This window comes from Serratia sp. CY47444 (assembly GCF_052168635.1).
Classification (GTDB): Bacteria; Pseudomonadota; Gammaproteobacteria; order Enterobacterales; family Enterobacteriaceae; genus Serratia; species Serratia bockelmannii.
In genome coordinates this window covers 154,365-176,593 of the sequence record NZ_JBJNMH010000008.1, presented here as the reverse complement: position 1 = coordinate 176,593, position 22,229 = coordinate 154,365, and the positions used below count along the sequence as shown (strand labels likewise).

At 59.8% G+C, this 22,229-nt stretch carries 23 protein-coding genes; 6 read left to right on the top strand and 17 right to left on the bottom strand.

Translation table 11 applies throughout. From position 1 onward, the window contains the following. Positions 1–339: 339 nt before the first annotated feature. Positions 340–1,542 carry an acetate kinase gene (ackA, locus tag ACJ8IL_RS13255; RefSeq protein WP_025303669.1) on the top strand — a complete coding sequence of 401 codons (1,203 nt, stop codon included), beginning with the start codon at positions 340–342 and terminating at the stop codon, positions 1,540–1,542. 74 nt (positions 1,543–1,616) lie between these two features. Then, positions 1,617–3,779: a phosphate acetyltransferase gene (pta, locus tag ACJ8IL_RS13250; protein WP_043140081.1), complete on the top strand. Its 2,163-nt coding sequence runs from the start codon at positions 1,617–1,619 to the stop codon at positions 3,777–3,779. 63 nt (positions 3,780–3,842) lie between these two features. On the opposite strand, the gene ACJ8IL_RS13245 is transcribed toward pta, so the two are convergent. The 5 genes from ACJ8IL_RS13245 to ACJ8IL_RS13225 all read right to left on the bottom strand — a co-directional run bounded on the left by ACJ8IL_RS13245 (position 3,843) and on the right by ACJ8IL_RS13225 (position 7,880). Beyond that, positions 3,843–4,802 (bottom strand): transketolase family protein, encoded by a 960-nt coding sequence (locus ACJ8IL_RS13245; protein WP_049207313.1) that lies wholly within the window; start codon positions 4,800–4,802, stop codon positions 3,843–3,845. Further along, on the bottom strand, positions 4,795–5,646 hold the full coding sequence (locus ACJ8IL_RS13240) for a transketolase (protein ID WP_049207319.1): 852 nt from the start codon (positions 5,644–5,646) through the stop codon (positions 4,795–4,797). Before ACJ8IL_RS13240 ends, ACJ8IL_RS13245 begins: the two co-directional genes overlap by 8 nt. A 13-nt stretch (positions 5,647–5,659) precedes the next feature. Then, on the bottom strand, positions 5,660–7,039 hold the full coding sequence (locus ACJ8IL_RS13235) for a PTS ascorbate transporter subunit IIC (RefSeq protein WP_043140091.1): 1,380 nt from the start codon (positions 7,037–7,039) through the stop codon (positions 5,660–5,662). 23 nt (positions 7,040–7,062) lie between these two features. After that, positions 7,063–7,344 (bottom strand): PTS sugar transporter subunit IIB, encoded by a 282-nt coding sequence (locus ACJ8IL_RS13230; RefSeq protein ID WP_025303676.1) that lies wholly within the window; start codon positions 7,342–7,344, stop codon positions 7,063–7,065. Positions 7,345–7,436: 92 nt separating this feature from the next. Next, positions 7,437–7,880: a PTS sugar transporter subunit IIA gene (locus ACJ8IL_RS13225; protein ID WP_025303677.1), complete on the bottom strand. Its 444-nt coding sequence runs from the start codon at positions 7,878–7,880 to the stop codon at positions 7,437–7,439. 310 nt (positions 7,881–8,190) lie between these two features. Here ACJ8IL_RS13225 and ACJ8IL_RS13220 point away from each other — a divergent pair, with 310 nt between their 5' ends. After that, positions 8,191–9,210 carry a LacI family DNA-binding transcriptional regulator gene (locus ACJ8IL_RS13220; RefSeq protein WP_202669901.1) on the top strand — a complete coding sequence of 340 codons (1,020 nt, stop codon included), beginning with the start codon at positions 8,191–8,193 and terminating at the stop codon, positions 9,208–9,210. A gap of 54 nt (positions 9,211–9,264) precedes the next feature. Here the strand turns inward: ACJ8IL_RS13220 and yfcD are convergent, their stop codons facing one another. Both yfcD and yfcE read right to left on the bottom strand, forming a co-directional pair. Beyond that, positions 9,265–9,810 carry an NUDIX hydrolase YfcD gene (gene yfcD / locus ACJ8IL_RS13215; RefSeq protein ID WP_025303679.1) on the bottom strand — a complete coding sequence of 182 codons (546 nt, stop codon included), beginning with the start codon at positions 9,808–9,810 and terminating at the stop codon, positions 9,265–9,267. A 99-nt stretch (positions 9,811–9,909) separates the two neighbouring features. Beyond that, positions 9,910–10,461, bottom strand: a complete 552-nt coding sequence (gene yfcE / locus ACJ8IL_RS13210) for a phosphodiesterase (RefSeq protein ID WP_435957658.1) — start codon at positions 10,459–10,461, stop codon at positions 9,910–9,912. Positions 10,462–10,694: 233 nt separating this feature from the next. On the opposite strand from yfcE, the gene yfcG reads away from it, so the two are divergent. From yfcG to ACJ8IL_RS13195, 3 genes are all read left to right on the top strand, one after another. Further along, a complete protein-coding gene (yfcG, locus tag ACJ8IL_RS13205) occupies positions 10,695–11,324 on the top strand; it encodes a GSH-dependent disulfide bond oxidoreductase (protein ID WP_043140104.1) in 630 nt (209 codons plus the stop codon). A 111-nt stretch (positions 11,325–11,435) separates the two neighbouring features. Next, positions 11,436–11,807, top strand: a complete 372-nt coding sequence (gene folX, locus ACJ8IL_RS13200) for a dihydroneopterin triphosphate 2'-epimerase (RefSeq protein ID WP_025303682.1) — start codon at positions 11,436–11,438, stop codon at positions 11,805–11,807. Positions 11,808–11,823: 16 nt separating this feature from the next. Then, a complete protein-coding gene (locus ACJ8IL_RS13195) occupies positions 11,824–12,738 on the top strand; it encodes a TIGR01777 family oxidoreductase (RefSeq protein ID WP_060433722.1) in 915 nt (304 codons plus the stop codon). A gap of 7 nt (positions 12,739–12,745) precedes the next feature. Here ACJ8IL_RS13195 and hisP read toward each other — a convergent pair whose 3' ends face one another. The 10 genes from hisP to accD all read right to left on the bottom strand — a co-directional run bounded on the left by hisP (position 12,746) and on the right by accD (position 22,178). After that, positions 12,746–13,519 (bottom strand): histidine ABC transporter ATP-binding protein HisP, encoded by a 774-nt coding sequence (gene hisP / locus ACJ8IL_RS13190; RefSeq protein WP_004936098.1) that lies wholly within the window; start codon positions 13,517–13,519, stop codon positions 12,746–12,748. Between the two features lie 21 nt (positions 13,520–13,540). Next, a complete protein-coding gene (locus ACJ8IL_RS13185; protein ID WP_025303685.1) occupies positions 13,541–14,245 on the bottom strand; it encodes an ABC transporter permease in 705 nt (234 codons plus the stop codon). Continuing rightward, positions 14,242–14,928: a histidine ABC transporter permease HisQ gene (locus ACJ8IL_RS13180; RefSeq protein WP_025303686.1), complete on the bottom strand. Its 687-nt coding sequence runs from the start codon at positions 14,926–14,928 to the stop codon at positions 14,242–14,244. Before ACJ8IL_RS13180 ends, ACJ8IL_RS13185 begins: the two co-directional genes overlap by 4 nt. Positions 14,929–15,010: 82 nt before the next feature. Beyond that, on the bottom strand, positions 15,011–15,793 hold the full coding sequence (hisJ, locus tag ACJ8IL_RS13175; protein ID WP_442516589.1) for a histidine ABC transporter substrate-binding protein HisJ: 783 nt from the start codon (positions 15,791–15,793) through the stop codon (positions 15,011–15,013). A 303-nt stretch (positions 15,794–16,096) separates the two neighbouring features. Next, positions 16,097–16,669 carry a UbiX family flavin prenyltransferase gene (locus ACJ8IL_RS13170; protein WP_060433724.1) on the bottom strand — a complete coding sequence of 191 codons (573 nt, stop codon included), beginning with the start codon at positions 16,667–16,669 and terminating at the stop codon, positions 16,097–16,099. Between the two features lie 131 nt (positions 16,670–16,800). Further along, a complete protein-coding gene (gene purF / locus ACJ8IL_RS13165) occupies positions 16,801–18,318 on the bottom strand; it encodes an amidophosphoribosyltransferase (protein WP_025303688.1) in 1,518 nt (505 codons plus the stop codon). Between the two features lie 21 nt (positions 18,319–18,339). Next, on the bottom strand, positions 18,340–18,840 hold the full coding sequence (cvpA, locus tag ACJ8IL_RS13160) for a colicin V production protein (RefSeq protein ID WP_004936119.1): 501 nt from the start codon (positions 18,838–18,840) through the stop codon (positions 18,340–18,342). Positions 18,841–19,074: 234 nt separating this feature from the next. Then, entirely contained in the window at positions 19,075–19,812 is a 738-nt protein-coding gene (dedD, locus tag ACJ8IL_RS13155; protein WP_049203693.1) for a cell division protein DedD, read from the bottom strand. Then, positions 19,813–21,078: a bifunctional tetrahydrofolate synthase/dihydrofolate synthase gene (folC, locus tag ACJ8IL_RS13150; protein ID WP_043140120.1), complete on the bottom strand. Its 1,266-nt coding sequence runs from the start codon at positions 21,076–21,078 to the stop codon at positions 19,813–19,815. It abuts the gene before it with no gap. A 191-nt stretch (positions 21,079–21,269) separates the two neighbouring features. Further along, a complete protein-coding gene (gene accD / locus ACJ8IL_RS13145; protein WP_025303691.1) occupies positions 21,270–22,178 on the bottom strand; it encodes an acetyl-CoA carboxylase, carboxyltransferase subunit beta in 909 nt (302 codons plus the stop codon). Positions 22,179–22,229: the final 51 nt, after the last annotated feature.

Sequence of the window (22,229 nt, the reverse complement as noted above, 5' to 3'; positions counted from 1 at the left end):
TAAAGAAACTAAAAGCGTGCTGCCAGAGACCATACTAAAAAATTTGAAGCTTTAAATTTATTTTGTGTTTGCACCGGGCTATCGGTATCCTAAGCCGGCCTTGTGGCCGGTAGAAGATGACGTAAATTTTGTCAACTTTTAGCCCTATAAAAATCAAGATTATTTAAACCGCAGAGAAATCATCGGTTTTTCCATCATCCTGTGATTTGTGCACTTCACATGATGTTAATCATAAATGTCATCGGCACTATGCGCTACGCTTGTTGTCTGATTGACGATTAATTCACCACGTGTGTTCGATTTTCTTTTAACAACACGACTATTTAAGTAGGTACTTCCATGTCGAGTAAGCTAGTACTGGTTCTTAACTGCGGCAGTTCTTCTCTGAAATTCGCCATCATCGATGCCGTTAACGGCGACGAATTCCTCTCCGGTTTGGCCGAGTGTTTCCACCTGCCTGAAGCTCGCATCAAGTGGAAAATGGACGGCGCCAAACACGAAGCTGCCCTGGGGGCCGGCGCTGCACACAGCGAAGCGCTGAACTTCATTGTTAATACTATTCTGGCACAAAAACCAGAGCTTTCCGCGCAGCTGACCGCTATCGGCCACCGCATCGTGCACGGCGGCGAGAAGTTCACCGCTTCTGCCGTGATCAACGACGAAGTTCTGCAGGGTATCAAAGATTCCGTGCCGTTTGCACCACTGCACAACCCAGCTCACCTGATCGGCATCGCGGAAGCGCTGAAATCCTTCCCTAACCTGGCCGACAAGAACGTTGCCGTGTTCGACACCGCGTTCCACCAGACCATGCCGGAAGAATCTTACCTGTACGCCCTGCCGTACAGCCTGTACCGCGACCACGGCGTTCGCCGCTACGGCGCGCACGGCACCAGCCACTTCTACGTGACTCAAGAAGCCGCGAAGATGCTGAACAAGCCGGTAGAAGAAGTGAACGTGATCACTTGCCACCTGGGCAACGGCGGCTCCGTAACCGCAGTGCGCAACGGCCAGTGCGTTGACACCTCCATGGGTCTGACCCCGCTGGAAGGCCTGGTGATGGGCACCCGCAGCGGTGACATCGATCCGGCTATCATCTTCCACCTGCACGATTCTCTGGGCATGAGCGTTGACCAGATCAACAAGATGCTGACCAAAGAATCCGGCCTGCTGGGCCTGACCGAAGTCACCAGCGACTGCCGTTACGTTGAAGACAACTACGACAGCAAAGCCGACGCCAAACGCGCCATGGACGTGTTCTGCCACCGTCTGGCCAAATACGTCGGCGCCTACAGCGCGCTGATGGAAGGCCGTCTGGACGCGGTGATCTTCACCGGCGGCATCGGCGAGAACGCCGGCATGGTGCGTGAGCTGACCCTGAACAAACTGGGCCTGCTGGGCTTCGAAATCGACCACGACCGCAACATGGCCGCTCGCTTCGGCAAATCCGGCGCCATCACCAAAGACGGCAGCCGCCTGGCGCTGGTGATCCCGACCAACGAAGAGTTGGTCATCGCGCAGGACGCATCCCGCCTGACCGCGTAATGCTCTCAAAACACCGTCAGCCCAGGCTGACGGTGTTGTTTTAGCCTCATGTTAATCGTGAAGAGGACTATTCTGTGTCACGTACTATTATGTTGATCCCCACCGGCACCAGCGTCGGCCTGACCAGCGTCAGCCTGGGTGTCATCCGCTCCATGGAGCAAAAAGGCGTTCGTCTGAGCGTGTTCAAGCCTATCGCTCAACCGCGCACCGGCGACAATGCGCTCGACCAGACCACCACCATCATCCGCAGCAGCAACTCCACCATTACGGCGGCCGAACCGCTGCGCATGGACTACGTTGAGGGCCTGCTGAGCTCCAACCAGCAAGACGTGCTGATGGAAGAGATCGTGGCGCGTTACCACGAGAACACCAAAGACGCGGAAGTGGTGCTGATCGAAGGCCTGGTGCCGACTCGCAAACACCAGTTCGCCAACGCGCTGAACTACGAGATCGCCAAAACCCTGAACGCCGAGATCGTCTTCGTGCTGGCGCTGGGCAACGACTCCCCGGCGCAGCTGAAAGAGCGCATCGAACTGGCGCGCACCAGCTTCGGCGGCAGCAAGAACAAAAACATCACCGGCGTTATCATCAACAAGCTGAACGCACCGGTCGACGATCAGGGCCGTACCCGTCCTGACCTGTCCGAAATCTTCGACGACTCCACCAAAGCCAGCATCGCCCACGTCGATCCTGCGCAGCTGTTCGCCAACAGCCCGCTGCCGGTTCTGGGCTGCGTGCCGTGGAGCTTCGATCTGATCGCCACCCGCGCCATCGACATGGCTCGCCACCTGAAGGCCCGCGTGGTCAACGAAGGCGACATCATGACCCGCCGCGTGAAGTCCGTGACCTTCTGTGCGCGCAGCATCCCGCACATGCTGGAACACTTCCGCCCAGGCTCTCTGCTGGTGACCTCCGCAGACCGTCCTGACGTGCTGGTCTCCGCCTGCCTGGCGGCGATGAACGGCGTGGAAATCGGCGCCATCCTGCTGACCGGCGGCTACGCCATCGACGAGCCGATCAAGAAGCTGTGCGAACGCGCCTTCCAAACCGGCCTGCCGGTGTTCATGGTTGACACCAACACCTGGCAAACCTCGCTGAGCCTGCAGAGCTTCAACCTCGAAGTGCCGGCGGACGACCACCAGCGCATCGAGAAAGTGCAGAACTACGTGGCCAGCCACATCAACACCGAGTGGATCGACTCGCTGACCGCCACCTCTGAGCGTTCACGCCGCCTGTCTCCACCGGCGTTCCGTTACGAACTGACCGAGCTGGCGCGTAAAGCCGGCAAGCGCATCGTGCTGCCGGAAGGCGACGAGCCGCGTACCGTAAAAGCGGCGGCCATCTGCGCCGAACGCGGCATCGCGGAATGCGTGCTGCTCGGCAACCCGGACGAGATCCAGCGCGTAGCGGCAGCGCAGGGCGTTGAGCTGGGCAAAGGCATCGAAATCGTCGATCCGGTCGCCGTACGTGAAAACTACGTGCCGCGTCTGGTTGAGCTGCGCAAGAGCAAGGGCATGACCGAAGTGGTCGCGCGCGAGCAGCTGGAAGACAACGTGGTGCTCGGCACCCTGATGTTGGAACAAGGCGAAGTCGACGGTCTGGTCTCCGGCGCGGTTCACACCACCGCCAACACCATCCGTCCGCCGTTGCAGCTGATCAAAACCGCACCGGGCAGCTCGCTGGTGTCCTCCGTATTCTTCATGCTGTTGCCTGACCAGGTACTGGTCTACGGCGACTGCGCGATCAACCCGGATCCGACCGCCGAGCAGCTGTCTGAAATCGCCATCCAGTCTGCGGATTCCGCCGCGGCCTTCGGCATCGAGCCGCGCGTAGCGATGATCTCCTACTCCACCGGTAACTCCGGTGCGGGCAGCGACGTCGAGAAAGTGCGCGAAGCGACCCGTCTGGCGCAGGAAAAACGCCCGGATCTGATCATCGACGGCCCGCTGCAGTACGACGCCGCCATCATGGCCGACGTTGCCAAGTCCAAGGCGCCGAACTCACCGGTAGCCGGCCAGGCGACCGTGTTCATCTTCCCGGATTTGAACACCGGCAACACCACCTACAAAGCGGTACAGCGCTCCGCTGACCTGGTTTCCATCGGCCCTATGCTGCAAGGCATGCGTAAGCCGGTGAACGACCTGTCGCGCGGCGCACTGGTTGACGATATCGTCTACACCGTTGCGCTGACGGCGATCCAGTCTTCCCAGGCTGACGCTGCCGCCGCCAAGGCCTGATATTCTTCAGGTTGAGCGATAAAAAAGCGCCGGTCATTGACCGGCGCTTTTCTTTTGCGTTCCCTAACGCGCCAGCAACTGCCCGGCAGCCTCCAGAATATGCTCGGCGGTCAGGCCATACTCCTGCTGTAAAAACGCCTGGGTGCCCACCTGGCCGTAACGCTCCTTCACCCCCACGCGCCGCATCGGCGTCGGGCATTCCTCTGCCAGCACCTCCGCCACTGCGGATCCCAACCCGTTATGAATGCTGTGGTTTTCACAGGTGACGATGCGTCCGGTCTTGGCCGCGTAGGTTTTGATCAGTTCACGGTCGATAGGCTTGAGGGTGAACATATCGATCACTGCCGCGCTGACGCCCTGCTGCGCCAGCATCTGCGCCGCCTTCAGCGCCTCCGCCACCATGATGCCATTGGCAATCAGCGTAATGTCGTCGCCGTCGCGCAGCAGGTTGCCCTTGCCGATGGTAAAGCGCGAGCCTTCCTGGTAAATGCGCGTCGCCTGCTTGCGGATGGTGCGCACCCAGTAGAAGCCGCGTAGATCCATCAGCTGGCGCAGAATGTCGGCGAACATGGTAGCGTCGGTCACTTCCAGCACCACCGAGTGCGCCAGCCCGCGCACGATGCCCATGTCCTCGAACGACATGTGGGTGCCGCCGTTGTGGCAGGCGCTCACCCCGGCGTCGGAGGCGATCACCTTGACGTTGTTGCGCTGATAATCCAGCGACATGAACAGCTGATCGAAACAGCGGCGGCTGGCGAAAGCGGTAAAGGTATGCACGAACGGCACCCGGCCGGTGAGCGACAGCCCGGCGGCGACGCCGATCACGTTGGCCTCCATGATGCCGCAATTGATCACGTGCTGCGGGTGATCCTTGTGCACGCCGTCCATCGCCATCGAGCTCATCAAATCGGCCTCCAGCGCGATGATCGGTGCGCCCGCTTCTATCTGCCGACGCACCGCGCCGGCATAGACTTTGCGCATTTCGACGGCGTCGTTTTCCAACTGGGTCACTACGTTAAACATGGGCGGCCTCCAGTTCGGCGATGGCTTTTTCGATTTCCAGCTGCACGTCCGGCGTCAGGCGCAGGTGGTGTGAGTTCGACAGGTTTTCCAGATAGGTCACCCCCTGTCCCTTGATGCTGTCGAGCACGATCGCCAGCGGCCGCTGTTCACCGCCGCGCGCCGGCGCCACCGCCGCCAGCAGCGCCGCGATGTCGTCGCCCTTGATGGTCTGCACCTCAAAGCCGAAAGCGCGGAACTTGGCGGCCAGATCGAACGGTTGGATCACCTCGTCCAGCGCACCGTCTAGCTGTTGCTTGTTGTAATCGATGAACAGCGTCAGGTTGTTCAGGTTGTGGTGGGCGATAAACTGGAACGCCTCCCAGCACTGCCCTTCGTTCAGCTCACCGTCGCCGAGGATGCTGAACACCCGGTTACGACGCCCCGCCAGCCGATGGGATAATGCCATGCCGGCGGCGATCGACACGCCCTGCCCCAGTGAACCGGTGGTGGCGTCCACGCCGCGCGTGCGCAATCGGTCCGGGTGGCTAGGCAGACGCGTGCCGTTCTGGTTGAGGGTCTTCAGCTCCGCCAGCGGGAAGTAGCCCTTGATCGCCAGCGTGCTGTACAGCGCCGGGCCGGCGTGCCCCTTCGACAGCACGAAGTCATCGCGCTCCGGCCAGTCCGGATCCGCCGGATCGATACGCATCACGCTGCCGTACAGCACCGCCAGCGTCTCCACCACCGACATGCAGCCGCCGTAGTGGCCGAAGCCCAGCCCGGTCAACGCCTTCAATGTTTCCAGGCGGATCGCGCGCGCCAGGGTCTGCAGCTCTTCAATTTCCGTTTCACTCGTTGTGTCGTTCATCAGTCTGCCCTCGTTATTTCTCGACGCGGTCAGCGGCCGGTGCGCCTTTGCGTTTTCCCAGGAAGTTATGCGCCACCAGCAGCGCGAACACGGCGACGATCGCCAGCATGATCATCTCCTTCGACATAAAGCGCGCCATGTTGCCCAGCAGGATGCCGATCACGCCGAAGTCGGCGTCGGAGAAGGTGGTGTTGGCAAAGCCCAGCGCCCCCAGCACCGGCAGCAGCAATACCGGCAGGAAGGTGATCAGCAGCCCGTTGGCGAAGGCGCCCAGCATTGCGCCGCGCCGCCCGCCGGTGGCGTTGCCGAACACCCCGGCGGTAGCGCCGGTGAAGAAGTGCGGCACCACGCCAGGCAGGATCAGCACCATCTTCAGCTGTCCCAGCAGGAACAGCCCGGCCAATCCGCCGAGGAAGCTGAACAGGAAGCCGATCAGCACCGCGTTGGGGGCATAGGGATAGACCACCGGGCAATCCAGCGCCGGCCGCGCGTTAGGCACCAGTTTTTCCGAGAAGCCGGTGAACGCCGGCACGATTTCCGCCAGAATCAAGCGCACGCCTTGCAGAATGATGAATACCCCGGCGGCGAAGGTGATGGCCTGGATAATCGAATACACCAGGTAGTTCTGGCCGCCGCTGAGCTCGCTTTCCACATAGGCCCGCCCGGCGCAGATCGCCAGGATCAGGTAGATGACAATCATGGTCATCGAGATCGAAATGGAACTGTCACGCAAGAAACTGAGGTTTTTCGGCAGGTTCATCTCCTCGGTCGAGCGCGAGTTTTTGCCCACCTTCGAGCCGATCCAGCCGGACAACACATAGCCCAGGGTGCCGAAGTGGCCGAAAGCGATATCGTCGTTGCCGGTAATGCGGCGCATATAGCGCTGGGCGATCGCCGGGAAGAACGCCATCACCAGCCCCAGGGTCAGCGCACCGGTAAACACCAACTGCACGCCCTCGAAGCCCGCCACCGTCAGGATGATGCCGATCATGCAGGCCATGTAGAAGGTGTGGTGGCCGGTCAGGAAGATGTATTTCAGCCGGGTGAACCGTGCCACCACGATGTTCGCCACCATGCCGAACGCCATGATCAACGCGGTGGAGGCGCCGTATTTCTCCAGCGCGATGGAGACGATCGCTTCATTGTTCGGAATGATGCCCTGAATATTGAACGCATGTTCGAACATGCCGCCCAGCGGATTGAGCGATCCGACCAATACCGTGGCACCGCCGCCCAAAACGATAAAGCCGAGAATAGTTTTTACCGTGCCTTTCACCACGTCGGAAAACGATTTCTTTTGCGCCAGCAAACCGATCAGCGCAATAAGCCCGACCAGCACCGAAGGCACCTTTAATATATCCACCACAAACTTAAGCGTTTCCTGGATAAACATATCCACCTCGCCAATCGTTTTATTTAGATGATTGAGTGGGCTTCGAAGTAAGCGCGCAGCTTGGCTTCCAGCTCATTAATGTCGATGATGTTGCTGATCACCACCAGCTGCTCGGCCGGTACGCTGGCGCTGTCGGCGATGTCTTTCGCCATCACGAACACGTCGGCGGCGCCGGGGGTGGCGGACGACAGATCGGAGTGTTCGACCTCGGCCTCCACGCCCATCTTTTTCAGCACCTTTTTAATGTTCATTTCCACCATAAAACTGCTGCCGAGACCGGAACCGCAAATCGCCATGATTTTCATAATATCCACCTGTTGAATTTAGCGTGTAGGGTAGCGCCGCCGGTCATATTCCCGGCGTTGTTAGCATTAATCGTGTTCCTGGTGATTAAACGTTAATAGCGGGCGATAATATCCTCAATTTGCCGTTTATCTGTGGCGTGAAATAACGCCTCCATCGCCGAGTTATCGGAAAATAATTCCGCCAACTGCGAAATCATTTCAATGTGGCTGTTGCCGTCGGGCGCCGAAAGCATCACCACCACCTGAACCGGATCGTTATCCGCGGAATGGAAATTCACGCCCTGATGGATCTTCAACAGCGACAGCCCCAGCGCGTTGGCGCCCTCCTCCGGCCTGGCGTGCGGCATGGCGATGCCCGGCGCCAGGACGAAGTAAGGGCCGAGCTTCTCCTGCTGATGAAAGATAGCCGTCAGGTAATTCGGCGTAATCACGCCGCCTTGCAGCAGCGGCTGCGCGCTCAGCGTGACCGCCTGGCGCCAGTCCTCCACCCGTTCGCACAGCTGTATATGATCGGCGGTCAGCCACTCTTTCAGCACATTACCCTCCCAAACGTTGATGGTTTCGGCCGGTGATTAATTCACCGACGACGGTAAAACTTTAATCAACCCCTCTCGGCGACACAGTGATGGATATCACAAAGATAGCGCTACCAAAGCGCTATCATGCAGATCTGTGATAGCGCTATCAAAACACCGCGCTGCGGCATGGCGTTAACCACAATTTTTTCTCGCTCTTTCGGGTAACGGGGTAGAATGTGCCGCATACGGGGATCGTCGAAGCCGCGCCGTCGGCTTCCCACCCTCACCATTTTTATGCGCCGCTCGCGCATTTCAGTCGGGATTAGGCATGTCGATCGGTAAAAAACGACGCAGCACAGGCAGGGTGACGTTGGCTGACGTAGCGCAGCTGGCGGGCGTCGGCACCATGACGGTGTCGCGCGCGCTGCGCACGCCGGAGCAGGTTTCAGACAAACTGCGCGAGAAGATCGACGCGGCGGTAAACGAACTGGGCTACCTGCCCAATCTGGCCGCCAGCTCGCTGGCGTCAGCGTCCTCTTACACCATCGCCATGGTGGTGCCCAGCCTGTCCGAATCCGGCTGCGCCGAGATGTTCGCCGGCCTGCAGAAAGTGCTGCAGCCGGCCGGTTATCACATCATGCTGGCGGAATCGCAGCATCACCTCGAACGCGAAGAAAAACTGCTGGAGACCCTGCTTTCTTACAACCTGGCGGCAGCGGTGCTGCTCAGCGTCGAGCATTCGCAAAATGCCCGCAACGCGCTCATCGCCGCCAACATTCCGGTGGTGGAGATCGGTGCCGTGCGCGCCGATCCGATCGACATGAGCATCGGCATCGATTACGTGGCGGCGATGTATCAGCTGACGCAAACGGTGATCGCCAGCGGCTACCAGAATATCGGGCTGCTGTGCGCCAACCAGGAACAGTGGATTTTCCAGCAGCACCTGCAGGGCTGGCACAAAGCGCTGCTGCGCAACCATATGTCGCCGCATCGGGTCATCAACGCCGCGCAGACCGCCAGCTTCAGCACCGGCGCGCAGCAGCTGCCGGAATTCTTGCTCGCCTGGCCGGAGCTGGACGCGCTGGTGTGCGCCTCGGACGAACTGGCCGGCGGCGCGCTGTATGAATGCCAGCGGCGGCGCATCAAGGTGCCGGACAATCTGGCGGTGGTGGGGTTCGGCAACAGCGAGTTCAGCCGGGTGTGCCAACCGCCGCTGACCACCATGACCATTCCGCATCGCGATATCGGTATTCAGGCCGGCCAGGCGCTGCTGGCGCGGCTGAACGAGCAGCCCTGGCTGCCGGAAGGCATCCTGCCCGCCACGCTGTGCCGCCGCGACAGCTGCTGAATCCGCGCCATAAAAAAAGCCGGTCGATGACCGGCTTTCTCACGCGTTGGCGTCTCAGTGGTTATCGAGCGGCTTACCGTAATCCTGTTCGTTGTTGCGCGTCAGCCACAGCGACAGCGCCTTCAGCGAATCCGGGGTAAACTCGTCGCAACGCGCAGTGATCTCTTCCGGCGTCAGCCAGCATACCTCGGCCACTTCCTCTTCCTGCAGCGCGAACGGGCCGTGCGACACGCAGCTGAACAGCGCGCCCCACACCCGGCACTGATCTTCTTCGAAGTAGAACAGACCGTGCTCGGCGAAAGGCACGCCGGCGATGCCCAGCTCTTCTTCCGCCTCGCGACGCGCTGAATCCAGCACGTTTTCACCGCTTTGCACTACGCCACCCGCCGTCGCGTCCAACCAGCCCGGGTAGAAGTCCTTGATCTCGGTGCGACGCTGCACCAGAATTTTTCCCATCCCATCATGCACCACAATATAGGTAGCACGATGGCGCAGCCGCTCCGCCCGCATCTGTTGACGACTGGATTGAGCAATCACCTCGTTTTGCTCGTCGACGATATCAACCCATTCGGTATCTGCAGCCTGACCCTGTTCCGCCATCCTCTAAAACCTTCTATTTTGGCGCGATGCATCCCGCGCGCTGGTTAATCAATGAGTGTTTTTCAAAGATTTTTATTGTGTGTGTATAAATTAGTGCGTTTAGCGTGTTACCGCCACCTCCGCGACGACCTTGCCGTCGTCGAGCGTCAGCACGCTCAAAGTGCCCCGATCCAACATGCCGTAGCTGGCCGGAAAGCCCCCTTTGGGGATGCTGACCGAGCCCGGATTGAAGCAATAGATCTCACCCTGCCGCTCCGCCTGCGGCAGATGCGTATGGCCGTAGGCCAGGACGTCACCGCGGGATAACGGCGGCAGTGCCGAGGGATGATAAAGGTGACCGTGGGTCAAAAACAATCGTCTTTTTTGCAGTAAAACCTGTTGCCAGGGCGCCTCGATGGGAAACGTCAACAGCATCTGATCGACCTCGCTGTCGCAATTGCCGCGAACGGCGATGATCTTGTCGCTATAGCGATTCAATCGTTCGGCAACCTGAGCGGGCTGATACCCGGCCGGCAGCGCGTTGCGCGGGCCGTGATTCAGCAAATCACCCAGAAGAATCAACCAGTCGGCGCCGTTTTGTGCGAACAATTCCAGCACGCGTTCGGTAGCAGGCAGCGATCCGTGAATATCCGAGGCGAACATCAGCTTCATAACCTTGTCCTATAGAGGGAAATAAGCGCCATTTTACCGCGCTGGCGCCGTGCGGCAAACCGCCGCCCGCCCCGATGGAGAATTGTGATCCAACCGAGCAGATAGCATCGGACGAATCCCACATAGCCTGCTATCCTTAGCTGCTATTGTTGGATCTCTGATATACCTTTGTGCGCGGCGAAGACCGCAGCAACGTGTAATGAATTACAGATCACCTTACCGCAGGAGGCAACATGATTGACCTGTATTACGCGCCTACTCCCAATGGTCACAAGATCACCTTGTTTTTGGAAGAGGTCGGCTTACCCTACCGTATCCATCGCGTAAACATCAGCGCCGGCGACCAGTTCAAACCGGACTTTCTGAGCATTTCTCCCAACAACAAAATCCCGGCGATCGTCGATCAGCAACCGGTGGACGGCGGCGCGCCAATCAGCCTGTTCGAATCCGGGGAAATCCTGCTGTATCTGGCGGAGAAGACCGGCAAGCTGCTGAGCACCGGCCTGCGCGAACGCGCCGCGACCCTACAGTGGTTGTTCTGGCAGGTGGCCGGGTTCGGGCCGATGCTCGGGCAGAATCACCACTTTAATCACTACGCGCCGCAGCCGGTGCCTTACGCCATCGAGCGTTACCATCTGGAGACCAAGCGGCTGTACGGCGTGCTGGAAGCTGAACTGCAAAAACACCCGTACCTGGGCGGCGACAACTACAGCATCGCCGATATCGCCACCTATCCGTGGGTCGTATCGCATCCGCGTCAACGCATCGATCTGGCAGATTACCCAGCGGTGCGCAACTGGTTCGAGCGCATCAGCAACCGCCCGGCGACCGAGCGCGCCTACAAACTGGCCGAACAAGGCTAAGCGCCTTCCCCGACTCCCCGTCGGCCGGGGAGTCACATCGTCCCCTCGTTATCTTTTCCTTACTTTCCGTGTATTCTGAACGCTAATAATCAGACCTATGGAGAATCTCTGATGTCTTTCAGTCAACCCGACGCCGTTATTCGCATTAAAAATCTGCGGCTGCGCACGTTCATCGGTATCAAGGAAGAGGAAATCAACAACCGACAGGACGTCCTGATCAACGTGGTGATCCACTACCCGGCGGACAAAGCGCGCAACAGCGAAGACATCGCCGATGCACTCAACTACCGCACCATCACCAAAGCGATCATCCGCCATGTGGAAGATAACCGTTTCGCGTTGCTGGAAAAATTAACGCAGGATGTGCTCGACATCGTAAAAGAACACGCCTGGGTAACCTATGCTGAAGTGGAGATAGATAAACTTCTGGCCCTGCGCTACGCCGATTCGGTTTCCATGACCATGAGCTACCGCCGGGACTAACTCAGGGAGGTCGACCATGCGGATCCTGATCACCGGCGCAACGGGATTGATAGGCAGCAGTCTGACGGCCAGGCTGCTGGCGCTTTCTCACCACATTACGGTGTTGACCCGAGACGAGCGGCGAGCCCGAGCCCGGCTGGGCGATCGGCCGAGCTATTGGCAAACGCTGGACGACCGGCAGTCGCTGGATGAATTCGACGCGGTGATCAACCTGGCCGGCGAACCTATCGCCGACAAGCGCTGGAGCGCACAGCAGAAAGAGCGCCTGTGCCGCAGCCGTTGGGATCTGACCGAACGATTGGCGCAGCTTATCAAGGACGGCAGCACGCCGCCCGGCGTGTTGATTTCCGGTTCCGCCGTCGGCTACTACGGCGATCAGGGGCAGGCGGTGGTGACCGAAGAGGAGCCACCGCACGACGAATTCACCCACCAACTGTGTCAACGCTGGGAAACGCTGGCGCTGCAGGCGCAAAGCGATGCCACCCGCGTCTGCCTGCTGCGCACCGGCGTGGTGCTGGCGCCACAGGGCGGCGCGCTGGCCAAAATGCTGCCGCCGTTCCGCTTCGGGCTGGGCGGCCCGATCGGCGACGGTCGCCAATATCTGCCGTGGATCCATCTCGACGACATGGTCAACGGCATTATTTATCTACTGGATCACGCCACGCTGAGCGGCCCGTTTAACATGGTCGCGCCCTACCCGGTGCACAACGAGCAGTTCGCCGCCCAATTGGCCAACGTGCTCGATCGCCCGGCGTTTCTGCGGGTGCCGGCGTTCGCCATGCGGCTGTTGATGGGGGAAGCGGCGGTGCTGGTGCTCGGCGGGCAGCGGGCGGTGCCGAAGCGCCTGGAAGAGGCCGGCTTCCACTTCCGCTATCTGGAATTGGAACAGGCATTGGATGACGTGATTAATCAGCGGGCCGAAGCCCGCTGATCTGAGGTTACTTCAACGCGCCGGACAGGAACTGCTGCAGGCGCGGGCTTTTGGGGTTGCCGAACAGCTCGGCCGGCGGCCCCTGCTCTTCGATCAACCCTTTGTGTAGGAAGATCACGTGGTTGGAAACGTGGCGCGCAAATTCCATTTCGTGCGTCACCACCACCATGGTTTTTCCCTCCTCCGCCAGCTTCTGCATGATGCGCAGCACCTCGCCCACCAGCTCGGGATCCAGCGCCGACGTCGGTTCGTCAAACAGCAGCACCTCCGGCTCCATCGCCAATGCGCGAGCAATGGAGACGCGCTGCTGCTGGCCACCCGACAGGTGCACCGGGTACTTGCCGCGCGCCCGCTCGTCGATGCCCACTTTATCCAGGTAACGCACCGCGCGCTCATGCGCGTCGGCCTTGCTCAGCCCCAGCACCTGCACCGGCGCCTCCATCACGTTCTCCAGCACCGTCATATGGCTCCACAGGTTAAAGTGCTGGAACACCATGGTCAGGCGGGTGCGCAGCAGCTGCAGCTGCTTCTTGTCGAACACTTTCAGCTGGCCGTCCTTGTCGCGCACCATGCGAATATCTTCGTTGTTCAGGCTGATCGAGCCTTCGCTCGGCTTCTCGAGGAAGTTGATGCAGCGCAGAAAGGTGCTTTTGCCGGAGCCAGAGGAGCCGATGATGCTGATCACATCCCCGGCGTTGGCCGCCAGCGAGACGCCTTTCAGCACTTCGTGGTCGCCATAGCGTTTGTGCAGTTCCGTGACGGCTAATTTATTCTCAGACATGGTTTTTCTTCCCGTCATTTATCAGTGACTAACGTGTGCCATCCAGCGTTTTTCAGCTTTGCGGAACAGGCTGATTAACACGTAGGAGATGATCAGGTACAGCACCGCCGCGATGCCGAAAGCGTAGAACGGCTGGTAAGTCGCGGCGTTGATGTCGCGCGCGATCTTCAGCAGATCCGGCACGGTGGCGGTAAACGCCAGCGCGGTGGAGTGCAGCATCAGGATCACTTCGTTGCTGTAAGCCGGCAACGCGGTGCGCAGTGCCGAAGGCAAAATGATGCAGCGATACATCTTGAAGCGCGAGAAACCGTAGGCGTTGGCGGCCTCGATTTCACCGTGCGGCACCGCGCGGATCGCCCCGGCGAAGATCTCGGTGGTATAGGCGCAGGTATTGAGCGTCAGCGCCAGGATGGTGCAGTTAAGCCCGCTGCGGAAAAACGCATTAAGAAACTCGGTGCCGCGCACAATCTCGAGGCTGTACATGCCGGAGTAGAACACCAGCAGCTGCACGTACAGCGGCGTACCGCGAAACACATAGGTGTAAAGCCACACCGGGAAACGCACCCAGCGAAGGGAAGAGACGCGCGCCACCGCCATCGGGATCGCCAGCAGCCCGCCCATCACCACCGAGGCGATCAGCAGCCACAGCGTGACTGCCACGCCGGTGAAACGGTAGCCGTCGCTCCACAGCAGCGACTGCCAATACTGTTGCAAAATCTCGATCATAGCTCGGCCCTCTTGACGCCCAGTGAGTAACGCCGTTCAAGCCACAGCAGCACGCCGTTGGAAACGGTAGTGAAGATCAGGTACACCACGCCGGCCACGATGGCGAAGAAGAACGGCTGATAGGTGCCTTTCCCCGCCAGCTGCGTGGCTTTCACCACGTCGTTCAGGCCGAGGATCGACACCAGCGCCGTCGCCTTCAGGATCACCTGCCAGTTGTTGCCGATGCCCGGCAAAGCGAAACGCATCATCGCCGGGAACAGAATGCGCCGAAAGATCTGCGCGCCGCTGAAGCCGTAGGCCGTCGCCGCTTCGATCTGCCCTTTCGGCACCGCCAGATAGGCGCCGCGGAAGGTCTCAGTGAAGTAAGCACCGTAGATAAAGCCGAGGGTAATGATACCGGCGCCGAGCGGATCGATATCGATCTGCGAGAAGCCGAGCAGCGTGGTGATGTTGTTCAGCGCGATTTGCAGGCCGTAAAAGATCAGCAGCATCAGCACCAGATCGGGCACGCCGCGGATCAGCGTGGTATAGGCGCCGAACAGACCGGAGATAAAGGGGTTATGAGACAGTTTGCCACCGGCGCCGATCAGGCCGATCACCACCGCCAGCAACACGGAACTGAGGGCCAGCTCCAACGTCACCAGAGCCCCCTCGAAAATCAGTTGGGAATAGCCTTGCAGCATCTACTTCACCCTGTGGTCTAGGATCCGAACCATCGGGGCCGGCACGCCGGCCCCGCAGTCACAGCATGGAACGGTAAGCGGATTACCCGCCGTAGACGTCAAAGTCGAAGTACTTTTTCGCGTATTTGTCGTAGGTGCCGTCTTTGCGTATCTCGGCGAAGGCTTTGTCCAGCGCCGCTTTCAGCTCGGTATCGGTCTTGCGCAGCCCCATGCCGGTGCCGACGCCGAAGAACTTGTCATCCTTCACCGATTCGCCGGCGAACGCATAGTCTTTGCCCGGCGGCTGTTTCAGGAAGCCGTCGCTGCCCGCCACTTCATCCTGGAAGGCGGCGTCAATACGGCCGGAAGCCAGATCGGCGTAAACCAGATCCTGGTTCTGGTAAGGCACGACGGTGATGCCCTTCGGCTGCCACATGGCGTTGGCGTAGGCTTCCTGGGTGGTACCCTGCAGCACGCCCACGCTCTTGCCTTTCAGAGCGTCCACGGTAGGCAACAGCTTGGACCCTTTCGGCGCGATCAGACGCGCGTTGGCGGCATACAGCTTGTCGGTAAAGGCGATTTCCTGCTGGCGTTTTTCAGTGATGGACAGCGAAGAGATGATGGCGTCGATTTTCTTCGCCTTGAGGGAGGGGATCAGCGCGTCGAAGTCGCTCTCCACGAAGGTGCATTGGGTATTGATGCGTTTGCACAGCTCTTTGGCCAAATCAATGTCAAAGCCAACCAATTCGCCTTTGGCGTTTTTGGATTCAAACGGTGCGTAAGTCGGATCGGTGCCAATCTTCAGCGTGGAAGGAATGGCGGCAAAGGCGCTGCTGGCGGCGCTCAAAGCCAGAACTAACGGCAAAATCAAAACCCGCTTTTTCATAAATTACCCTCAAATTGATTTTTTTGATGCCACTACGGGCATTACTTTCCCCACCAAATCAATTTGCAGTAATCGTGCCACATTAGGTGCTACGGGCGGAGGGAACGGCTCCGGCCTTCACAATACTGTTTCCTGGGACGATAACCGCAAAATTAAATCGGCCGGTTGGGGCCGCGCCACTGGCAACCGCAATAAGGCGGCGCCATGAAACAGTGAGCGTGATGAAGTGGGATCATTATGGTGCATACTCCGCCCCAATTCAGTGCGGTGTTGCACAAATGTACCAATTTAGGGATAAAACTGTTAATTAGCACCCTGCCAGCGGGTGAACAGATCGGTCGGCAATTCGATATCAAACTGGTCGATCACCCGATTGACGGTCTGATCGATGATGTCTTGCACGCTTTTTGGCTGGTGGTAAAACGCCGGCACCGGCGGCATGATCACCGCGCCCATCTCCGCCGCCTGCGTCATCAGCCGTAAATGGCCAAGATGCAACGGCGTTTCCCGCACGCACAAGACCAAACGGCGGCGCTCTTTGAGCACCACGTCGGCGGCGCGGGTCAGCAGCCCGTCGCTGTAGCTGTTGACGATGCCGGACAGGGTTTTGATTGAGCATGGCAGGATCGCCATACCCAGGGTTTTGAAAGAGCCGGAGGAGATGCCGGCGGCGATGTCGCGCGCATCGTGCACCACGTCGGCCAGCGCCTGCACTTCCCGTAGGCTGTACGGCGTTTCCAGCGCCAGCGTCTGTCTTGCAGCATTACTCATCACCAGATGGGTTTCCACCTCTGCGACGTCGCGCAAAACCTGTAACAGGCGCACGCCGTAGATCGCGCCGCTGGCGCCGGAAATGCCGATGATGAGTCGTTTCATGAAGAATGGCCTCTGCCGTAAAAAGTAAGATCAGGCAGACTTTGCCGCAATGGCGAGGGATAAGCAAGTCAGAGGAACAAGGTGCACCGCCGCAGACGCGGCGATGCACCTTGAGGGATCAACGCAGACCGTTAGCCTTCGTTGTGCAGTTCCAGATTTTCCGCTTCGGTTTGCACCCGCATCGCCTTGGCATCGTCGCTGCGCAGCGACTCCAGGTATTCCAGATAGCTTTGGTCGACGTCTTTGGTCACGTAGATACCATTGAAGACCGAGCATTCGAACTGGATGATGTCCGGGTTCTCTTCGCGCACCGCTTCGATCAGATCGTCGAGGTCCTGGAAGATCAGCCCGTCGGCGCCGATAATCTGACGGATTTCATCCACTTCACGCCCGTGGGCGATCAGTTCGTTGGCGCTCGGCATGTCGATGCCGTAGACGTTAGGGAAACGCACTTCCGGCGCGGCGGAAGCCAGATACACGCGCTTAGCGCCCGCTTCGCGCGCCATCTCGACGATTTGCTCAGAGGTCGTGCCGCGCACGATGGAGTCATCCACCAGCAGCACGTTCTTGTCGCGGAACTCGGCACGGTTGGCGTTCAGCTTGCGGCGTACCGACTGGCGACGCGCCTGCTGGCCCGGCATGATAAAGGTGCGGCCAACGTAGCGGTTTTTCACGAAGCCCTGGCGGTAGGGCTTCTCGAGAATACGCGCGATCTCCAGCGCGATATCGCAGGAAGTTTCAGGAATCGGGATCACCACGTCGATATCCAGATCTTCCCACTCGCGGGCGATCTTCTCACCCAGCTTCTGGCCCATGCGCACGCGGGCGCTGTAGACCGAGATCTTGTCCATAAAGGAGTCTGGGCGCGCAAAATAAACATATTCGAACAGGCACGGGTTGGTTTTCGGGTTCTCTGCGCACTGGCGGGTGAACAGCTGGCCCTTGGTGGTGATGTACACCGCTTCGCCCGGCGCCACATCGCGCAGGAACTCAAAGCCCAGGGTATCCAGCGCCACGCTCTCGGAAGCCACCATGTACTCGCTGCGGCCATCCTCCAGCGTGCGCTTACCGATCACCAGCGGACGAATGCCGTTGGGATCGCGGAACGCCAGCAGGCCATGACCGATGATCATCGCCACGCAGGCGTAAGCGCCGCGCAGTTGCTGATGCATAGCGGCGACCGCGGTAAAGATGTTGTCGGCTTCCAGCGGATAGTGCGGGAAGCGATCCAGCTCGCTGGCCAGCACGTTCAGCAGGATTTCCGAGTCGGAGGTGGTGTTGACATGGCGGCGGCCGCTTTCGAACAGCTTTTGGCGCAGCTCATGGGCGTTGGTCAGGTTGCCGTTGTGGGCCAGCGTAATGCCGAACGGCGAGTTGACGTAGAAAGGCTGGGCCTCAGAGGCGCTCGAGCTGCCGGCCGTCGGGTAACGCACATGGCCAATGCCCATGTTGCCCTGCAAGCGTTGCATATGGCGCGCCTCAAACACATCCTTCACCAGGCCGTTGGCTTTACGCAAACGGAACCCGTTGTGGGCGTCAATGGTGACGATGCCTGCGGCATCCTGGCCACGGTGCTGAAGCACCGTCAGCGCATCATAAATCGACTGGTTTACCGGCATGAAACCGGCGATACCGACAATACCGCACATGTTGTCTTTTCCTCATCAGCGCTACCGCCCCGGCAATTGGGTCGGCAAGAAACTCGACGTGCTCTGCAGGTAGTCAAAGAACCACCTGATGACGTAACTGAACTGGGGGATCAGCTGCGACTGTTTCCAGTCGGCACTTTGTGAAAAGCCGGTAAAGGTATCCAGGAAGAACAGGATCGCCGCGACAATCAACACGCCGCGCAGTGCGCCGAAGCAGATGCCCAGCACCCGGTCGGTGCCCGACAACCCGGTTTTCTCTACCAGTGAGCTAATCACATAGTTAACAATAGCCCCTACGATCAGGGTCGCGATGAACAAAATCGCGATCGCGATGCCGTTTCGCACCAGTTCATCTTCAAAACGAGTGAAATAGACCGCAAGGTAAGAGTAGAAATGGCTGGCAACAAAAAACGCACATCCCCATGTCACAAGTGACAATGCTTCGCGAACAAACCCTCGGATCAGGCTCACCAGAGCCGAAAATCCAATCACCGCTATAATGACGTAATCAATCCAGACCATGAACTATTCCAATGATGAATCGCCCCTGCATCCAATTCGCGGCGAATTCTAACAGAAAAAGAAAACGTTTGCGTAGGGGATTTCCTACCACGTTACAAATAAAAAGCGGCGATTAAAAAATTCCCAATCGCCGCGCCTACATAGGTGATTTCGCCTGTAAAAGGCGCGGTTTCTCTCGCTTTCTCTCCACCACTCCTGAATTCAGGGGCGCATCCTGCTGCGCCCCCGCGGGGTTTAACGGCCGTACGGCTTCACCTGCCCGCTCAGCCCGCTGATCGAGTTCAGCGACGGCAGCGCCGCCTGCAGCTTCTGCTTGGAAGCGTCCGGGCCAACGTAGATGCGGGTGATCTGCCCTTGCACCGGCGTTGACGGCACGGTAAAGGCGCGATAGCCCGAGAGACGCAGCGAAGCGACAATCTCGTTCGCCTTGGCGGCGTTCTTCAGCGCCCCGAGCTGCACGACATAAGCTTGCCCGGACGGCGCTTTTTCTTCCGCCGGTTTTGGCTGCGGCGTCGGTTCTGGTTTCGGCGTCGGTTCCGGCTTCGGCACCGGTTTCACCTCCACCGGCTTCGGCTGCGGTACCGGTTTTGGTTTCACTTCCACCGGTTTGGTTTCCACCGGCTTCGGCTTAGGCTGCTGCACCGGCTGAGGACGCGTCTCGACCGGCGGCGGCGCCACCTGCGTCGGTTGCTGAGCGCTCTGCCGCACCGCCTGTTGCGCCGCCGCTTCGTTGGCCGCCTGCTGCTCGACCAGCGCGCCCGCCCCTTCCGGCGGCTGCGCCGGCAACGGCTGCGTCACCGGCGGCAGCACGTCGTTCTCTTCGACGTCGCCCGCCTTCGGCACCAATGGAATGGCCGCGAACTCATCCTCGTAATGCTTCTTTTTGCCGTCCAGCAACCCTGGCAGGATGATTACCCCCAGCGCCACCAGAATCACGGTTCCAACCAGTCGGTTCTGAAATTTACTCGCCACTCACACTCCCCGCATCTCGTCTAACGCCGCCATCACCTGCGCCACGGTGTGGAACGATCCACAGACGATCACAATATCCTGTTTATCAGCATCCTGCATAGCCTGCCGCCAGGCAGTTTCGACATCATTAAAGCGGCGCGGTTCCGTCAGATGCTGCGCCAGCTGTTCGACGCTGGCACCGCGCGGCCCGTCGAGCGGTGCGCAGTACCATTCATCCACCTGCTCGCTGAGGCAGGCCAGCGTGCCGGCGATATCCTTGTCGGACAGCATGCCCACCACCGCGCGCACCTTGCCGCCGTCGCGCGGCAGCTTGGCCAGACGCCCGGCCAGATAGCCGGCGGCGTGCGGGTTGTGTGCCACGTCGAGGATCAGCATCGGCTCCCGCCGCACGATCTGGAAACGCCCCGGCAGCGTCGCCTGCTGCAGCCCTGTGAAGATCGCGCGTTCGTCGATTTCCAGCGGGGAACAGTTCAGCGCCGCCAGCGCGGTAGCGGCGTTGGCCAGCGGTACGTTCGGCGTCGGCAGATCGGTCAGCTGCGTGTCGCCGCCCTGCCACTGCCAGCGATCGCCCTGCTCGCTGAAGCTCCAGGCTTCACCGCGGCGATACAGCGGTGCGCCCAGCGTTTCGGCGACCTGGCGAATGCTGTCCGGCATGTCGGGTTCGCCCACCACCGCCGGCTTGCCGCTGCGGAAAATACCGGCCTTTTCACGGCCGATGCTTTCGCGATCGTTGCCCAGCCAGTCAGTATGATCGAGCGCAATGCTGGTGATCACCGCCACGCTCGGATCGACGATATTGGTGGCGTCGAGACGCCCGCCCAGGCCCACTTCCAGGATCACCACGTCGAGCCGCGCCTGTTTGAACAGCTGCAGCGCCGACAGGGTGCCGAATTCGAAATAGGTCAGCGACGTTTCGCCGCGGCCGGCTTCAATGGCGGCGAACGAGCGGCTGTGCTCCGCTTCGCTCAGCTCTTCCCCCTGAATGCGCACGCGTTCGGTATAGCGCACCAGATGCGGCGAACTGTAGACGCCGACGCGCAGGCCGGCGGCCAGCAGAATGGCTTCGAGGGTACGACAGGTCGTGCCTTTGCCGTTGGTGCCGGCAACGGTGAACACCGTAGGAGCGGGGGTCAGTAAATCCAGATGCGCCGCGACGCGCTGTACGCGCTCAAGACCGAGTTCGATCGCCTGGCTGTGCAGACGTTCCAGATAGTAAAGCCACGAGCTCAATGGCGACGTGGCTTGGGGAATTTGGTGGTTTTGCATGAGTCCCGTCACTGAACTTGGGTTCATTAATCCATCAGGGCACCACCCTCACCGCGGTAAAGGCGATGCGCTTCGTAACCGCCGCCAACCCGCAAACCATGGCGCGATAGGCCACGGCCGGCAGGGAACGGGCATCAGCCGTCACTTAGCCACAAAGTGGCGGCTGAACCCGGGCGGGATCTGTCTTTGCCTCAGGCGTCGGCCTGCGGCTCCGGCTCAATGACCGGCGCGGCCTCATCGAAATGCGGCTGCGGTTGGTTGGTCAGCTTGGACAGAATGCTCGCCAACGTTTGGCGCATCTCCGGACGGCGAACAATCATGTCGATCGCGCCTTTTTCGATCAGGAACTCGCTGCGCTGGAAGCCAGGCGGCAGTTTCTCGCGCACGGTCTGCTCGATGACGCGCGGGCCGGCAAAGCCGATCAGCGCTTTCGGCTCGGCGATATTGATGTCGCCCAGCATCGCCAGGCTGGCAGAGACGCCGCCCATGGTCGGGTCGGTCAGCACGGAGATGTACGGCAAGCCGCGCTCCTGCATCTTAGCCAACGCCGCGCTGGTTTTCGCCATCTGCATCAGCGACATCAGCGCTTCCTGCATGCGCGCGCCGCCGCTGGCGGAGAAGCACACTAGTGGACAGTTGTCCTCCAGCGCCTGCTCAACCGCACGCACGAAACGCGCGCCGACCACGGAAGACATTGAGCCGCCGATGAAAGCGAATTCGAAGGATGCGGCGACGATCGGCATACCGTACAGCGTGCCCTTCATCACCACCAGCGCATCTTTCTCGCCGGTCGCTTTCTGTGCGGCGACCAGACGATCTTTATAGCGCTTGGAATCCTTGAATTTCAGAACGTCCTTCGGCTCCAGATCGCTGCCCAGCTCCACTTCACTGCCTTCGTCCAGCAGGGTATGCAGACGCGCGCGCGCGCCCATACGCATGTGGTGGTCGCACTTCGGACACACTTCCAGATTACGCTCCAGCTCGGCGCGGTAGAGAACCTGGCCGCAGCTGTCGCATTTGGTCCAGACCCCTTCAGGAATGCTCGCCTTACGGGTTTGTGTGATATTGCTCTTGTTAAGAATTCGTTCAATCCAGCTCATCGATGACCTTTCTGTTTGAACCTGGCACACGCCAGTCCGCTGTTCATGCTT

Excerpts from the sequence above, each read along its gene's own strand:
- ackA (WP_025303669.1), top strand. The coding sequence starts at position 340 with ATGTCGAGTAAGCTAGTACTGGTTCTTAACTGCGGCAGTTCTTCTCTG.
- ACJ8IL_RS13245 (WP_049207313.1), bottom strand. The coding sequence starts at position 4,802 with ATGTTTAACGTAGTGACCCAGTTGGAAAACGACGCCGTCGAAATGCGC.
- ACJ8IL_RS13240 (WP_049207319.1), bottom strand. The coding sequence starts at position 5,646 with ATGAACGACACAACGAGTGAAACGGAAATTGAAGAGCTGCAGACCCTG.
- ACJ8IL_RS13235 (WP_043140091.1), bottom strand. The coding sequence starts at position 7,039 with ATGTTTATCCAGGAAACGCTTAAGTTTGTGGTGGATATATTAAAGGTG.
- ACJ8IL_RS13230 (WP_025303676.1), bottom strand. The coding sequence starts at position 7,344 with ATGAAAATCATGGCGATTTGCGGTTCCGGTCTCGGCAGCAGTTTTATG.
- ACJ8IL_RS13220 (WP_202669901.1), top strand. The coding sequence starts at position 8,191 with ATGTCGATCGGTAAAAAACGACGCAGCACAGGCAGGGTGACGTTGGCT.
- yfcD (WP_025303679.1), bottom strand. The coding sequence starts at position 9,810 with ATGGCGGAACAGGGTCAGGCTGCAGATACCGAATGGGTTGATATCGTC.
- yfcE (WP_435957658.1), bottom strand. The coding sequence starts at position 10,461 with ATGAAGCTGATGTTCGCCTCGGATATTCACGGATCGCTGCCTGCTACC.
- yfcG (WP_043140104.1), top strand. The coding sequence starts at position 10,695 with ATGATTGACCTGTATTACGCGCCTACTCCCAATGGTCACAAGATCACC.
- folX (WP_025303682.1), top strand. The coding sequence starts at position 11,436 with ATGTCTTTCAGTCAACCCGACGCCGTTATTCGCATTAAAAATCTGCGG.
- ACJ8IL_RS13195 (WP_060433722.1), top strand. The coding sequence starts at position 11,824 with ATGCGGATCCTGATCACCGGCGCAACGGGATTGATAGGCAGCAGTCTG.
- hisP (WP_004936098.1), bottom strand. The coding sequence starts at position 13,519 with ATGTCTGAGAATAAATTAGCCGTCACGGAACTGCACAAACGCTATGGC.
- ACJ8IL_RS13185 (WP_025303685.1), bottom strand. The coding sequence starts at position 14,245 with ATGATCGAGATTTTGCAACAGTATTGGCAGTCGCTGCTGTGGAGCGAC.
- ACJ8IL_RS13180 (WP_025303686.1), bottom strand. The coding sequence starts at position 14,928 with ATGCTGCAAGGCTATTCCCAACTGATTTTCGAGGGGGCTCTGGTGACG.
- hisJ (WP_442516589.1), bottom strand. The coding sequence starts at position 15,793 with ATGAAAAAGCGGGTTTTGATTTTGCCGTTAGTTCTGGCTTTGAGCGCC.
- ACJ8IL_RS13170 (WP_060433724.1), bottom strand. The coding sequence starts at position 16,669 with ATGAAACGACTCATCATCGGCATTTCCGGCGCCAGCGGCGCGATCTAC.
- purF (WP_025303688.1), bottom strand. The coding sequence starts at position 18,318 with ATGTGCGGTATTGTCGGTATCGCCGGTTTCATGCCGGTAAACCAGTCG.
- cvpA (WP_004936119.1), bottom strand. The coding sequence starts at position 18,840 with ATGGTCTGGATTGATTACGTCATTATAGCGGTGATTGGATTTTCGGCT.
- folC (WP_043140120.1), bottom strand. The coding sequence starts at position 21,078 with ATGCAAAACCACCAAATTCCCCAAGCCACGTCGCCATTGAGCTCGTGG.
- accD (WP_025303691.1), bottom strand. The coding sequence starts at position 22,178 with ATGAGCTGGATTGAACGAATTCTTAACAAGAGCAATATCACACAAACC.